Genomic DNA, 14,547 nt, shown 5'->3' on the forward strand with positions numbered 1-14,547 from the left:
CCAACACTTTGAAGTGTGAATACATTCAACTGTGGGAGGGGGCTTGCTCCCGATGACTATCTGACAGTCAACACAAACCTATCTGACTCACCTCACGGCGCAAACGGCATAACCCTCTTGTGCTCAGTCTTGCGATACGTCTCGCAGATAATCCGGAACGCTTCCTCGCGCACCGGCTCACCGTGCAGGAACGCATCGATTTCGGCATAGGTCACGCCATGTGACGCTTCATCCGGCTTGCCGGGCGACAGGTCTTCCAGGTCGGCCGTCGGCACTTTCTCCACCAGCGACTCCGGCGCGCCAAAGTGCCGCGCAATCGAGCGCACCTGGTTTTTCACCAGCCCGCTCAACGGGGCCAGGTCGCAGGCACCGTCACCGAACTTGGTGAAAAAGCCCATCACCGCTTCCGCCGCATGGTCGGTGCCGATCACCAGCCCACCCGCCGCACCGGCAATGGTGTACTGCGCGACCATGCGCATACGCGCTTTGGTGTTGCCCAGCACGAAGTCACGGGACACCGCCGCCTTGCCTTCAAACGCCGCCACTTCGGTGGCCAGGGCTTTCACGGCCGGCCCGATATTCACGGTGTGGCGCTCGTCCGGCTCGATAAAGTCCACCGATGCCTGGGCGTCGATTTCATCGAACTGGGTTTCGTAGGGCAGGCGCACGGCAATAAACCGGTAAGCCTCATCCCCGGTGCTGGCCCGCAGTTCCTGCATCGCACGCTGGGCCAGCAGGCCTGCGGTCAGGGAGTCGACGCCACCGCTGATGCCCAGCACCAAGGTCTTGAGCCCGGAGTTGCGCAGGCAGTCCTGGATAAAAGCTATGCGGCGGGCCACTTCGGCCTCAAGGGCGGCCTGGTCGTTGAATGGCGCTTGGACCTTGAGCTGCTGCGCAATCTCACGCTGTACGGCTTGCATGATTCACTCCTTGCTGGAAAGGGCAGGTACTTTGAAAACGTGACGCAAATAGGCGACGAAATTCGGGTCGGTGCAATGGGTCTTGCCCGCTTCATCGGAGATCTTCGCGACGGGCTGGCCATTGCAGGCGGTCATTTTAAGCACGATGCTCATCGGTTCCACCCCCGGAATGTCGCAGGTCAGGTTGGTGCCGATACCGAAGCTCACGTTAATGCGACCGCGTAGCGCACGGAAAATCTCCAGCGCCTTGGGCAGCGACAGGCTGTCGGAGAACACCAGGGTCTTGCTCATCGGCTCAATGCCCAGCTTGTGGTAGTGGGCGATGGCTTTTTCGGCCCACTGCACCGGGTCGCCGGAGTCATGGCGCAAGCCGTCGAACAGCTTGGCGAAGTACAAATCGAAGTCGCTGAGGAAGGCGTCGGTGGTGATGCAGTCGGTCAGGGCGATGCCCAGCAGGCCACGGTATTCGCGGACCCAGCAATCGAGGGCGGCGATCTGGCTGTCGATCAGGCGCGGGCCCAGTTGCTGGTGGGCCATGATCCATTCGTGGGCCATGGTGCCCAATGGCTTCATATCGAATTCGCGGGCCAGGTGCACGTTGCTGGTGCCGACAAATCGCCCGGGGAAGTCATGCTTGAGCACGCTGACCACTTCTTCCTGCACGCGGTACGAGAAGCGCCGGCGCGTGCCGAAGTCCGCCACTTGCAGCTCGGACAGCTCGTCGCTGCTGGCGTTGGCGGTCAGCCAGTCGAACTTGCGGTACAGCTGTTCGCGCGCCTGTTCGAGGATCACGGTCTGGTAGCGGTAGCGGTTACGCACTTCGCTGACGATGGCCAGCATCGGCACTTCGAACAGAATCACATGCAGCCATGGCCCGCGCAGGCGGATGAACAGCTCGCCGTTCTCGATGCCGGTCTGCACATAACGCAGGTTGAAACGGAACAGCCCGAGGAAGCGCAAAAAGTCCGGCTTCATGAAGCTGATGCGTTCCAGGAAGCCCAGTTGGTCGGGGCTCAGGCTCAGCTCGGCGAGGCGCTCGATCTGGTAGCGGATCTCCGCCAGGTACGGGCGCAGGTCTTCACTGTTACGGCAACGAAACTCCCATTCAACTTCCACGTTCGGGTAGTTGTGCAGCACCGCCTGCATCATGGTCAGCTTGTAGAAGTCGGTGTCGAGCAGGTTCTGCACGATGCGATCGGCAAACACACTCTCGCTCATAACGGGAATCTCCAGACGGGTCGGCGATGGGCGCCGGCCTTTACGCACAATTAAGGAAGGGGGCTAGTGGCGCATAGACCTGGGTCGGTTTGCCAGTGATTTTTTCAGTGAGGCCACCGGCCTCATCGGGGGCAAGCCCGCTCCCACATTTGAAATGCATTCCAAATGTGGGAGCGGGCTTGCTCGCGAAAGCGGTATTTCAGGCACTAAATAACCTGCTCCATCATCCATTTCACAAACTCGCGCACCTTGGGCACCTCCGCCGAATGCTCCGGGTACGCCAAATAGTAAGCATCCTGGCTTGGCATCGCATGCTGCCAGGGGATCACCAGCTTGCCGTCGGCCAGTTCTTCTTCGACCAGAAAGCGCGGCAGCAGCGCCACGCCGCAGCCCACCTGGGCGGCGCGGATGCACATATAGACGGTGTCGAAACGCGGCCCGTGGTAGCTGTGCTCGGTCTGGTAACCCTGCTCGGCGAACCAGTCGTGCCAGCCCTGGGGGCGCGAGGCGTTTTGCAGCAGCACCAGGTCGCTCAGTTGCGTGGGGTCGGTGAACGGCTGCGCCGGCAGGCTGTGCGGCGCGCACACGGGAATCAGCTCTTCGCTGAACAGTTTCAGGCTCTCGGTGCCGGGCCGTGAGCCCTGACCAAAGTAGAACGCCATGTCGGCCTTGCCCTGCAGCAGCTCGTCCGGCTCCTGCTCGTTGCACAGGTCCAGGTGGATCTGCGGATGCCGCAAGCGCCAGCCCTTGAGGCGCGGCACCAACCAGCGCGCGCCGAAGGTGTAGGGCGTGGACACGCGCAGCACTTGGGTTTCGCCGCCGTAGGAGCGCAGATAGTGGGTGGACATCTCCACCTGCGTGAGGATCTTGCGCACTTCCACCAGGTACAGGTCGCCTGCCGGGGTCATCTGCAAGCGGCGGCGCACCCGGCGAAACAGCAGGTGCTGGAGCAACTCCTCCAACTGCGCCACCTGTTTGCTCACCGCGCTTTGCGTGAGGTTCAGCTCCTCGGCGGCGCGGGTAAAACTCAGGTGGCGGGTGGCGGCTTCAAAGCACTGCAAGGCGGTGATCGAGGGCAAATTTCTTTTGTTCAGCACGGCATGCCTCTTTTTATTCTTTGCATGAATAAACGGAATGATATCTCGCCTAATCGTCGTTTGTTGGCAAGTCTTGGGCCAGCTACAACTAAGGTCTGGATCGCCGTGTCCGTGGCGGCGCGAATTTTCTGTTTGAGTTTGAAGGAGTGACCCATGGTTGCCGCATTGCTTGATCGTCTCGGGGTAAACCCGGCGCTGTACCAGGCGGGCAAACAGCCCGTGCATTCGCCGATTGATGGCAGCCGCATCGGCAGTGTGCACTGGGAAGGCGCCGCCGAGGTGGAGCAGCAGGTCAGTCGCGCCGAGCATGCATTCGATGCATGGCGCAAGGTGCCGGCCCCGCGTCGCGGCGAGTTGGTGCGCCAGTTCGGCGACGTGTTGCGCGAATACAAGGCGGATCTCGGCGAGCTGGTGTCCTGGGAAGCCGGCAAGATCACCCAGGAAGGCCTGGGCGAAGTGCAGGAAATGATCGACATCTGCGACTTCGCGGTCGGCCTGTCGCGCCAGCTGTACGGTTTGACCATCGCCTCCGAGCGCCCGGGCCACCATATGCGTGAAACCTGGCACCCGCTGGGCGTGGTCGGCGTGATCAGTGCGTTCAATTTCCCGGTGGCTGTGTGGGCGTGGAACACCACCCTGGCCCTGGTGTGCGGCAACGCGGTGATCTGGAAACCATCGGAAAAGACCCCGCTCACCGCCCTGGCCTGCCAGGCGTTGTTCGAGCGCGTGCTGAAGACATTCGACGGCGCACCGGAGTACCTGAGCCAAGTGATCATCGGCGGTCGTGACGCCGGCGCCGCGCTGGTGGATGACCCGCGCGTTGCCCTGATCAGCGCCACCGGCAGCACCCGCATGGGCCGCGAGGTCGCACCGAAAGTCGCCGCACGGTTTGCCCGCAGCATCCTCGAACTGGGCGGCAACAACGCGATGATCCTCGGCCCAAGCGCCGACCTCGACATGGCCGTACGCGCCATCCTGTTCAGCGCCGTCGGCACCGCCGGCCAGCGCTGCACCACGCTGCGCCGCCTGATTGCGCATGAATCGGTCAAGGAAGACATCGTTGCGCGCCTCAAGGCTGCGTATTCCAAGGTGCGCATCGGCCACCCGCTGGAAGGCAACCTGATCGGCCCGCTGATCGACAAGCACGGCTTCGAGAATATGCAGGACGCCCTGGAGCAGGCCTTGAGCGAAGGCGGCAAGGTGTTCGGCGGCAAGCGCCAGTTGGAAGACACATTCCCGAATGCCTACTACGTGTCGCCAGCCATTGTGGAGATGCCCGAGCAGAGCGACGTGGTGTGCACCGAAACCTTCGCGCCTATTCTGTATGTGATTGGCTACAGCGACTTCGCCGAGGCCCTGCGCCTGAACAACGCCGTGCCTCAGGGCTTGTCGTCGTGCATCTTCACCACCGATGTGCGCGAGGCCGAGCAGTTCATGTCGGCGGTGGGCAGTGACTGCGGCATCGCCAACGTCAACATCGGCCCGAGTGGTGCAGAGATTGGTGGCGCGTTTGGCGGTGAGAAAGAGACCGGCGGCGGGCGTGAGTCGGGCTCGGATGCATGGCGTGGGTATATGCGTCGCCAGACCAATACCGTGAACTATTCGCTGGAATTGCCGCTGGCCCAGGGCATTACCTTCGACTAAACCACTGTCGAAACGCGGTTGAAAATGTGGGAGGGGGCTTGCCCCCGATGGCGGTGTGTCAGTCAACAAACGTACAACTGATCCACCCCTATCGGGGGCAAGCCCCCTCCCACATTTGATCGCATTAGCAGTTCGGAAAAGTTGTTTGTTAGGTCTCACCGGAGTCTGGCAATGGCGCTACGCGAAACATGTTTATGGGAACACCTCACCCCCAGCCGGCCCGATCGCGCCGCGCTCAAGGGTGAGGTCAAGGTGGATGTGTGCGTGATCGGCGCCGGTATCACCGGTTTGTCCGCGGCCATTCACTTGCTGGAACAGGGTAAAAGCGTCGCCGTGCTGGAGGCTCATCGCACCGGCCACGGCGGTTCGGGGCGCAACGTCGGGCTGGTGAATGCCGGCATGTGGATCCCACCGGACGAGATTGAAGCCGGTTTCGGCGAAGCGGTGGGCAGTCAGCTCAACCGCATGTTGGGCGCGGCGCCGTCGCTGGTGTTCAGCCTGATCGACAAATACAACATCGATTGCCAGTTGCGCCGCGAGGGCACCCTGCACATGGCGCACAACGCCCGTGGCGAGGCGGATTTGCGCAGTCGCGAAGCACAATGGAAGCGCCGTGGCGCGCCAGTGGAATTGCTCACCGGCCAGGCCTGCGAGGACGCTACGGGCACGCGGAAAATCGCGGCCGCCTTGCTCGATAGACGTGCCGGCACCTTGAACCCGATGGCTTACACCAGTGGTTTGGCCAATGCAGCAGTCGGCCTGGGCGGGCAGCTGTTCGACCATTCTCCCGTCACCCAACTTGAGCGCCAGGGTGCGCACTGGTCAGTGCAAACCGCGCAAGGTTCGGTGCAGGCTGCACAGGTGGTCATCGCCTCCAATGCCTACACCCAAGGCGAATGGACCGAGCTGCGCCGTAACTTCTTCCCCGGTTATTACTACCAGGTCGCGTCGGCCCCGCTGACCGACGCCGCCGCCGAGCGGATCCTCCCCGGCGGCCAGGGCTCGTGGGACACGCGCCAGGTATTGAGCAGTATCCGCCGTGATGCCGATGGTCGCCTGTTGCTCGGCAGCCTGGGCAACGGTAACCAGAAACCGGCGTGGTTCCTCAAGGCGTGGGCCGATCGGGTGCAGCAGCATTACTTCCCGTACCTCAAATCGGTGCACTGGGAATACACCTGGACCGGTTGCATCGCCTTCACCCCTGACCACCTGATGCGCCTGTTCGAACCGGCGCCGGGCCTCGTGGCAGTAACGGGCTATAACGGGCGCGGCGTGACCACCGGCAGCGTGGTCGGCAAGGCCTTTGCCGACTACCTGTGTCACCAGAATCCCCAGGCGCTGCCTATCCCGTTTACGCCCATGCAGCCTCTGGCCGGGGTGGGCCTGCGCAGTTGTCTTTATGAGGCGGGATTCTCGCTGTATCACGCCGGGCAATGCCTGCGGATCGTGATCTGATCAGCGAAATAGCGCTCAAAAGCCTGCATTTTCTTAGCAGGCTACTAATCTGTATTGGTGCAAGTCGTAGCAATCACGCACTGTAAATGTGCAGTTCCGTTACGCACATTGTTACAGGTGTAGGAACTGTCGTTTATCCCTCCGGTTGCAGCTGCGACCTGCCGAGGTTGTACTTTTTCGGTCCATTGGTTGCACCTCTGGACGCTAGACGGTTGCACGTCCTGACAGAAGGAGTCGAAACGCCATCAATCACAATGACACCGTGTCTTTTTGAAGAATAAAAACGTAATGGCACGCGCCTTGCTCGGGGCTTTCAGTGAAAGGTTTGAATGCAAGTTGTCGTGCCAAAAATCAAAAATATCGGAGCACCACTCATGTCCCAGACGTTTTACAAGAAAGGTTTTCTGGCCCTTGCCGTTGCAGCGGCGCTGGGTGTTTCTACGTTTGTTCAAGCTGATGTGAAAATTGGCGTGGCGGGGCCGATGACCGGCGCCAACGCTGCATTCGGTGAGCAGTACATGAAGGGTGCCCAGGCGGCAGCCGATGTGATCAACAAGGCCGGTGGCATCAACGGCGAGCAAATCAAGCTGGTTGCCGGTGACGATGCCTGTGAACCCAAGCAGGCCGTGGCCGTGGCCAACCGCCTGGCCGACCAGGACAAAGTGATCGGCGTGGTCGGGCACTTCTGCTCGTCCAACACCATTCCGGCCTCCGAGGTTTACGACGAAGCTGGCATCATCGCCATCACCCCGGGCTCCACCAACCCACAAGTGACCGAACGCGGCCTCGGCGCCATGTTCCGCATGTGCGGCCGTGACGACCAGCAAGGCATCGTCGCCGGCGACTACATCGTCGACGTGCTCAAGGGCAAGAAAGTCGCGGTCATCAACGACAAAGACACCTACGGCAAAGGCCTGGCCGATGCCACCGCTGCCCAGTTGACCAAGCGCGGCGTCAAGCCGGTGCTGGAAGAAGGCCTGACCCGTGGCGAGAAAGACTTCAGCGCCCTGGTCACCAAGATCCGCTCCACCGGTGCTGATGTCGTGTACTTCGGCGGCCTGCACCCGGAAGCCGGTCCACTGGTTCGCCAGATCCGTGAAGCCGGCCTCAAAGACGTCAAGTTCATGTCCGATGACGGTGTAGTGACCGACGAGCTGGTGGCTACCGCCGGCGGCAAGCAATACGTCGATGGCGTGTACATGACCTTCGGCGCCGACCCGCGCCTGCTGCCAGACAGCAAGGCCGTGGTGGAAGAGTTCCGCAAAAACGGCACTGAGCCTGAAGGCTACACCCTGTACGCCTACGCCTCGGTCCAGGCGCTGGCCGCCGGCTTCAACGGTGCCAAGTCCAACAAGGGCGAAGACGCCGCCAAGTGGCTCAAGGCGAACCCGGTGAAAACCGTTATGGGTGAAAAAGCCTGGGATGCCAAAGGCGACCTGAAAGTGTCCGACTACGTGGTTTACCAGTGGGACAAAGACGGCAAATACCATCAGTTGGAAAAGCAGAAGTAATCCATGTGGGAGGGGGCTTGCCCCCGATAGCGGTGTGTCAGTCAACAGTTGTTCAGATGACCCACCGCATCGGGGGCGAGCCCCCTCCCACATTGGGACAGTGTTGTTATTGAGATCTGTCTTTTCCTCCAGAGGCTCCGCACACCCACCGGTGTGCAGGTGCTCACCGCGTGAGATTGCGTTATGGATGGTATTTTCCTGCAGCAACTGGTCAACGGCCTGACCCTCGGGTCGGTCTATGGCCTGATCGCCATCGGCTACACAATGGTCTATGGCATCATTGGCATGATCAACTTCGCTCACGGCGAGGTTTATATGATTTCCGCTTACCTCGCGGCGATCAGTCTGGCACTGCTGGCTTACTTCGGCATCGAATCCTTCCCGCTGCTCATTCTCGGTACGTTGATCTTCACCGTGGTCGTTACCGGCGTGTACGGTTGGGTCATCGAGCGTGTCGCCTACAAACCCTTGCGCAACTCCACCCGACTGGCTCCGCTGATCAGCGCCATCGGTATCTCGCTGATCCTGCAGAACTACGCGCAGATCGCCCAGGGTGCGAAACAACAAGGCATTCCAACGCTGCTCGCCGGGGCCTGGCGTGTCGACATCGGCACCGGGTTCGTGCAGCTCACCTACACCAAGGTATTCATCCTTGTGGCGGCGTTTGCCGGCATGGCGTTGCTCACCTACATCATCAAGTACACCAAGCTCGGCCGCATGTGCCGTGCCACCCAGCAAGACCGCAAGATGGCCTCGATCCTGGGTATCAACACCGACCGCGTGATCTCCTACGTGTTTGTCATCGGTGCCGCGATGGCGGCGTTGGCCGGCGTGCTGATCACCCTCAACTACGGCACGTTCGACTTCTACGCCGGCTTCATTATCGGCATCAAGGCGTTTACCGCAGCGGTACTCGGCGGCATCGGCTCCCTGCCTGGGGCGATGCTGGGCGGGATCATCCTGGGTATTTCCGAGTCGCTGTTCTCGGGGTTGATCAACTCTGACTACAAAGACGTGTTCAGTTTCTCCCTGCTGGTGGTGATTCTGATTTTCCGTCCCCAGGGCCTGCTGGGTCGCCCACTCGTGGCTAAGGTGTAAACATGTCTGCTGCCAAACCCATCGATATCAAGAAAAGTGTGGTCGATACGGTCCTTGCCGGGCTGATTTCGCTGATCGTGTTCGGTCCGATCGTCGGCGTGGTCCTCGACGGCTACAGCTTCAACCTGGAACCGGCCCGCGTGGGCCTGCTGGTCGCCATCGTGATGGTCGGCCGCTTCGCCATGAGCCTGTTCTTGCAAACCCCCAAGGGCGTGAAGATCCTGCAGGGTTTCGAGAGCAGTGGCTCTGGCGTGCATGTGCTGGCGCCGGACTACAAGTCGCGGCTGCGCTGGATCATCCCGGCGTTGATCGTGATTGCCATCGTGTTTCCGATCTTCGCCAACAAGTACCTGTTGACCGTGGTGATCCTCGGGCTGATCTACGTGTTGCTTGGCCTGGGCCTGAACATTGTGGTGGGCCTGGCCGGCCTGCTCGACCTGGGTTACGTGGCGTTCTACGCCATCGGCGCCTACGGCCTGGCGCTGGGTTATCAATACCTCGGCCTGGGCTTTTGGACCGTGCTGCCACTGGCGGCCATCGCGGCGGCGTTGGCGGGGTGCATACTCGGGTTCCCGGTGTTAAGGATGCACGGCGATTATCTCGCCATCGTGACCCTGGGCTTCGGTGAAATCATCCGCCTGGTGCTCAACAACTGGCTGTCGTTTACCGGCGGGCCAAACGGCATGCCGGTGCCATCGCCGACCTTCCTCGGCCTGGAGTTCGGGCGGCGCGCGAAGGATGGCGGGGTTCCGTTCCACGAATTCTTCGGCATCGACTACAACCCCAACATCAAATTCCTGTTCATCTACATCGTGCTGTTCCTGGTGGTGCTGGCCGTGCTGTACATCAAGCACCGCCTGACCCGCATGCCGGTCGGCCGCGCCTGGGAAGCCTTGCGCGAGGACGAAATCGCCTGCCGTTCCATGGGCCTGAACCACGTACTGGTCAAGCTCTCGGCCTTCACCATCGGCGCCTCGACGGCCGGTTTGGCCGGGGTGTTTTTCGCCAGCTACCAGGGGTTTGTGAACCCCTCGTCGTTCACCTTCTTCGAGTCGGCGCTGATCCTGGCCATCGTGGTGCTGGGCGGCATGGGCTCGACGGTGGGCGTGGTGATTGCGGCATTCGTGCTGACTGTCGCGCCGGAGTTGCTGCGCAGTTTCTCTGAGTACCGCGTACTGCTGTTTGGCGTGTTGATGGTGGTGATGATGATTTGGCGACCGCGCGGGCTGATCCGCATCAGCCGCACTGGTGTGACCCCACGTAAAGGAGTGGCGCCATGAGCAAGGAAGTCGTCCTGTCCGTGGAACACCTGATGATGCACTTCGGTGGCATCAAAGCCTTGAGCGACGTGAGCCTCAAGGTCGAACGCAACTCGATCTTCGCCCTGATCGGCCCCAACGGCGCCGGCAAGACCACCGTTTTCAATTGCCTCACCGGCTTCTACAAAGCCAGCGGCGGCAAGATCGAACTCAATATCCGTGGCAAGCAAACCAACGTGATCCAACTGCTCGGCGAGCGCTTCAAGGCCGCCGACTTTGTATCGCCCAAAAGCTTTTTCAGCCGCGTGTACTACAAGATGTTCGGCGGCACCCACCTGGTAAACCGTGCAGGCCTGGCGCGTACCTTCCAGAACATTCGCCTGTTCAAGGAAATGTCGGTGCTGGAAAACCTGCTGGTGGCCCAGCACATGTGGGTCAATCGCAACATGCTGGCGGGCATTCTCAACACTAAGGGTTACCGCAAGGCTGAAAGCGACGCCCTCGACCACGCCTTCTATTGGTTGGAAGTGGTCGACCTGGTGGACTGCGCCAACCGCCTGGCCGGTGAGCTTTCCTACGGCCAGCAGCGCCGCCTGGAAATCGCCCGCGCCATGTGCACCCGGCCGCAGATCATCTGCCTGGACGAACCGGCAGCGGGCCTCAACCCCCAGGAAACCGAAGCCCTCAGCGCGATGATTCGTCTGCTGCGCGACGAACACGACCTGACGGTGGTGCTGATCGAACACGACATGGGCATGGTGATGAGTATTTCCGACCACATCGTGGTGCTGGACCACGGCAACGTGATCGCCGAAGGCGGGCCGGAAGCGATCCGTAACGACCCGAAAGTGATTGCCGCCTACCTGGGCGCTGACGAAGAGGAGCTGGTATGAGTGCACCTATCCTCGAAATGAAGGACCTGGACGTGTTCTACGGCCCGATCCAGGCCCTGAAAAAAGTCTCGCTGCACATCAACGAAGGCGAAACCGTGAGCCTGATCGGCTCCAACGGCGCGGGCAAATCCACGTTGCTGATGTCGATCTTCGGCCAGCCACGGGCCGAGTCGGGGCAGATTCTGTACAACGGCGTCGACATTACCCACAAGTCGTCCCAATACATCGCCTCCAACGGCATTGCGCAGTCGCCGGAAGGGCGGCGGGTGTTCCCCGACATGACCGTCGAGGAAAACCTGCTGATGGGCACCATCCCGATTGGGGATAAGTTCGCCCAGGAAGACATGCAGCGCATGTTCGAGCTGTTCCCACGGCTCAAAGAGCGGCGCACCCAGCGCGCCATGACCATGTCCGGCGGCGAGCAGCAAATGCTCGCCATCGCCCGCGCGCTGATGAGCCGGCCCAAGCTGTTGCTGCTGGACGAGCCGAGCCTGGGCCTGGCGCCGATTGTGGTGAAGCAGATCTTCGCCACCCTGCGCGAGCTAGCGGCTACCGGGATGACTATCTTTTTGGTGGAGCAGAACGCCAACCACGCGCTGCGCTTGTCGGACCGGGCGTATGTGATGGTCAACGGTGAGATTCGCCTGACAGGCACCGGTAAGGAATTGCTGGTGAATGAGGAAGTGCGCAACGCCTATTTGGGTGGCCACTGATTTAAATCACAACGCAGTATCCTGTGGGAGGGGGCTTGCTCCCGATAGCGGTGTGTCAGTTTCAGATGTTTTGACTGACAAATAGCTATCGGGAGCAAGCCCCCTCCCACATTTGTTTTGTGTGATCCACAAGACCCGCTTCCAAATTGTGGAAAACAAATCCAGCCTGCCTCCAAAGCGCGACATATAGCCGCCGCAAATCCCTGTTTTGTCACAGTTTTGACTTGTCCCCATCCGCTGTGGAACCGGCTGTGGGTAACGTGGGTGTAGCTGGCTGCAAGCCTTTGATTACGTGGCTTGTAGCGCGGCGGTTGTTTTTTGATCAGGCGCTTTTTCGCAACCCTTCAAGGGTTTTGTCAACCTGTTTAAAGACACAGGTATATGACCAAAATATGTCCCGCCAGCCTGTGGATAAGTCTGTGACTAAACTCTGGAAAGACGGCCGCAGAGGCCGGAATGACTGGCCTGGAGCCATCGTCTGAATTTTTGCGTTTCCCGAGGGCCTACATACGCCCCCGCCAAGGTCAAGCAAAAAACTTTCTAAAACCGTCTACAGCCCTTGTGAATAGCGGCTTGGGGCTTTTTACACTTGCCCCCAAAGACTGTGGGCGCAGCTGTGGATAACCTGCGCGCATATGGCTGCGGGCCACGGTTTATATGGCTTTGCTCGGCATGGTTAAAAAATGACCAGTCATGCATCAAGTTGCGTGCTTAGCGGTTGCCGCAACCGCGGCGTAAGGGCATTCTGCTGGCTGATTTTTTTCCCGATGCCCGCAAGGAGAACACCATGTCCGACACGCTGTTTATTACTGGCGCCACCTCAGGTTTCGGCGAAGCCTGCGCCCGTCGTTTTGCCCAAGCCGGCTGGAAACTGGTGCTCACTGGCCGTCGTGCCGACCGTTTGAATGCACTGGTCGAAGAGCTTTCCAAGCAGACCGAAGTGCACGGCCTGGTCGTGGATGTGCGTGACCGCAAGGGCATGGAAGACGCCATCGCCAACCTGCCGCCATCGTTCGCCACGTTGCGCGGGCTGATCAACAACGCCGGCCTGGCCGTGGGCACCGACCCTGCGCCCAAGTGCAGCCTCGACGATTGGGAAACCATGGTCGACACCAACATCAAGGGCCTGCTGACCACCACCAGCCTGCTGCTGCCACGCTTGATCGCCCATGGCCGGGGCGCCGGGATCATCAACCTGGGTTCCATCGCCGGCAGCTACCCGTACCCGGGCAGCCACGTGTATGGCGGCTCCAAGGCGTTCGTGAAGCAGTTCTCGCTGAACCTGCGCTGCGACCTGCAAGGCACGGGTGTGCGTGTGACCAACATCGAGCCAGGCCTGTGCGAGAGCGAGTTCTCCCTGGTGCGCTTCGGCGGTGACCAGGCGCGCTACGACGCCACCTACGCCGGCGCCGAGCCGATCCAGCCGCAGGACATTGCCGACACGATCTTCTGGGTGCTGAACACCCCGGCGCACGTGAATATCAACCGGTTGGAGCTGATGCCGGTGAGCCAGACCTGGGCTGGGTTTGCGATTGAGCGTGGGGCCAAGTAAGGCTTAAGACCGAGGCGCTGCCATCGGGGGCAAGCCCCCTCCCACATTGACTGCATTTCAAAGTTGAAACTCGGTTGAATGTGGGAGAGGGCTTGCCCTCGATGGCGTCAAATCGGCCAAAACACGGCATAAGGTACACTCCCCTCCGGAAAACCCTCCGCACTGTGCGGTTTAAAGGTTTTGACAGGAGGAAATGTGAGTAACCGAGGTGAGCAGGCACTGCTCAAACAATCGACCATTCTGATGTTCGCCGTCGCGATCGCCGGGATTGTCACGGGCGTGGTATCCGGCGCCCAATCCATTTTGTTCGACGGCTTTTTCTCGCTGATCGCCACCGCCATCAAGGTGTTGATGCTGATCACGGCCAAGCTGATCGCGAAGAAAAGTAACGACCGCTTCCAGTTCGGCTACTGGCACCTGGAGCCCATGGTGCTGTTGATCGAAGGCAGCTTCCTGCTGCTGATCGCAATCTATGCCTTCCTTAACGGTGTGTTCGGCATCATCAATGGCGGGCGCGAGATCGAGTTGGGGTTGGTGATCATCTACGCGGCGGTATTTACCGTGGTGGAGTTCGCCTATTTCTTCTACGTGCGTTATCGCAATCGCACCCTCAAATCCTCACTGATTCAGTTCGACAACATCAGTTGGCTGGTGGACGCGATGCTCTCGGTGGGCTTGCTGATCAGCTTTCTCGCCGCGCTGTTGCTCAAGGCCCAGGGCTATGGCGAGTGGGCGGTGTATGTCGACCCGCTGATCCTGATCCTGTTGGCGCTGAGCATGCTGGCGCCGGCGTTCAAGATCCTGCGCCCGGCGTTGCGCGAGGTGCTGGGGATCGCCCCGGACCAACTGGACGACAAGGTGCGGGAAGTTATGGCTGAAGTGCAGGCCAGACATGGTTTCGATGACTATGTGTCCTACGTGCAAAAGCACGGGCGGGCGCGGTTTATCGAGATTCATGTAGTGTTGCCGGCGAATTACCCGGTGGATAACGTCGCGACGCTGGACGCCTTGCGCGAAGAGATATCCACAGGGCTCGGCACGCCGGATGCGGCGCGCTGGCTGACGATCAGTTTTACCGGGGATCGCAAGTGGGTTGCGTGACAGCCAGTTAGACCCAAGTGAGGCCATCGGGGGCAAGTCGAACCGTCGCACCGCCCCTCCCACATTAGACCGAGTTCCAGCATGAA

At 60.5% G+C, this 14,547-nt stretch carries 12 protein-coding genes; 9 read left to right on the top strand and 3 right to left on the bottom strand.

What is annotated here, in order from left to right; all coding sequences use genetic code 11:
* Nucleotides 1-92: 92 nt before the first annotated feature.
* The 3 genes from nadE to GIW02_RS02835 all read right to left on the bottom strand — a co-directional run bounded on the left by nadE (nt 93) and on the right by GIW02_RS02835 (nt 3,235).
* The gene (gene nadE, locus GIW02_RS02825; RefSeq protein WP_236410498.1) at nt 93-920 is read right to left on the bottom strand and encodes an ammonia-dependent NAD(+) synthetase; all 828 of its coding nucleotides are present in this window, start codon (nt 918-920) and stop codon (nt 93-95) included.
* Nucleotides 921-923: 3 nt separating this feature from the next.
* Nucleotides 924-2,138 (bottom strand): nicotinate phosphoribosyltransferase, encoded by a 1,215-nt coding sequence (pncB, locus tag GIW02_RS02830; protein ID WP_024073104.1) that lies wholly within the window; start codon nt 2,136-2,138, stop codon nt 924-926.
* A 206-nt stretch (nt 2,139-2,344) separates the two neighbouring features.
* Entirely contained in the window at nt 2,345-3,235 is an 891-nt protein-coding gene (locus GIW02_RS02835) for a LysR family transcriptional regulator (RefSeq protein WP_236410499.1), read from the bottom strand.
* 153 nt (nt 3,236-3,388) lie between these two features.
* Between GIW02_RS02835 and amaB the strand changes: the two genes are divergently transcribed.
* The 9 genes from amaB to GIW02_RS02880 all read left to right on the top strand — a co-directional run bounded on the left by amaB (nt 3,389) and on the right by GIW02_RS02880 (nt 14,461).
* Nucleotides 3,389-4,879, top strand: coding sequence for an L-piperidine-6-carboxylate dehydrogenase (gene amaB, locus GIW02_RS02840; RefSeq protein ID WP_236410500.1), 1,491 nt, complete (start codon nt 3,389-3,391; stop codon nt 4,877-4,879).
* A gap of 171 nt (nt 4,880-5,050) precedes the next feature.
* Nucleotides 5,051-6,334 carry an L-pipecolate oxidase gene (amaA, locus tag GIW02_RS02845; RefSeq protein WP_236410501.1) on the top strand — a complete coding sequence of 428 codons (1,284 nt, stop codon included), beginning with the start codon at nt 5,051-5,053 and terminating at the stop codon, nt 6,332-6,334.
* A 374-nt stretch (nt 6,335-6,708) separates the two neighbouring features.
* Nucleotides 6,709-7,845 carry a branched-chain amino acid ABC transporter substrate-binding protein gene (locus tag GIW02_RS02850; protein WP_236410502.1) on the top strand — a complete coding sequence of 379 codons (1,137 nt, stop codon included), beginning with the start codon at nt 6,709-6,711 and terminating at the stop codon, nt 7,843-7,845.
* A gap of 183 nt (nt 7,846-8,028) precedes the next feature.
* Nucleotides 8,029-8,943, top strand: coding sequence for an ABC transporter permease subunit (locus GIW02_RS02855; RefSeq protein WP_003188099.1), 915 nt, complete (start codon nt 8,029-8,031; stop codon nt 8,941-8,943).
* Nucleotides 8,944-8,945: 2 nt separating this feature from the next.
* The gene (gene livM / locus GIW02_RS02860) at nt 8,946-10,223 is read left to right on the top strand and encodes a high-affinity branched-chain amino acid ABC transporter permease LivM (protein ID WP_236410503.1); all 1,278 of its coding nucleotides are present in this window, start codon (nt 8,946-8,948) and stop codon (nt 10,221-10,223) included.
* Nucleotides 10,220-11,095, top strand: coding sequence for an ATP-binding cassette domain-containing protein (locus GIW02_RS02865; RefSeq protein ID WP_236410504.1), 876 nt, complete (start codon nt 10,220-10,222; stop codon nt 11,093-11,095). Before livM ends, GIW02_RS02865 begins: the two co-directional genes overlap by 4 nt.
* On the top strand, nt 11,092-11,808 hold the full coding sequence (locus GIW02_RS02870; RefSeq protein WP_236410505.1) for an ABC transporter ATP-binding protein: 717 nt from the start codon (nt 11,092-11,094) through the stop codon (nt 11,806-11,808). Before GIW02_RS02865 ends, GIW02_RS02870 begins: the two co-directional genes overlap by 4 nt.
* A gap of 787 nt (nt 11,809-12,595) precedes the next feature.
* Nucleotides 12,596-13,360 (top strand): SDR family oxidoreductase, encoded by a 765-nt coding sequence (locus GIW02_RS02875; RefSeq protein ID WP_236410506.1) that lies wholly within the window; start codon nt 12,596-12,598, stop codon nt 13,358-13,360.
* A gap of 195 nt (nt 13,361-13,555) precedes the next feature.
* Nucleotides 13,556-14,461, top strand: coding sequence for a cation diffusion facilitator family transporter (locus tag GIW02_RS02880; protein WP_236410507.1), 906 nt, complete (start codon nt 13,556-13,558; stop codon nt 14,459-14,461).
* Nucleotides 14,462-14,547: the final 86 nt, after the last annotated feature.

The sequence above is a fragment of the Pseudomonas syringae genome (genome assembly GCF_021606685.1).
Classification (GTDB): Bacteria; Pseudomonadota; Gammaproteobacteria; order Pseudomonadales; family Pseudomonadaceae; genus Aquipseudomonas; species Aquipseudomonas syringae_R.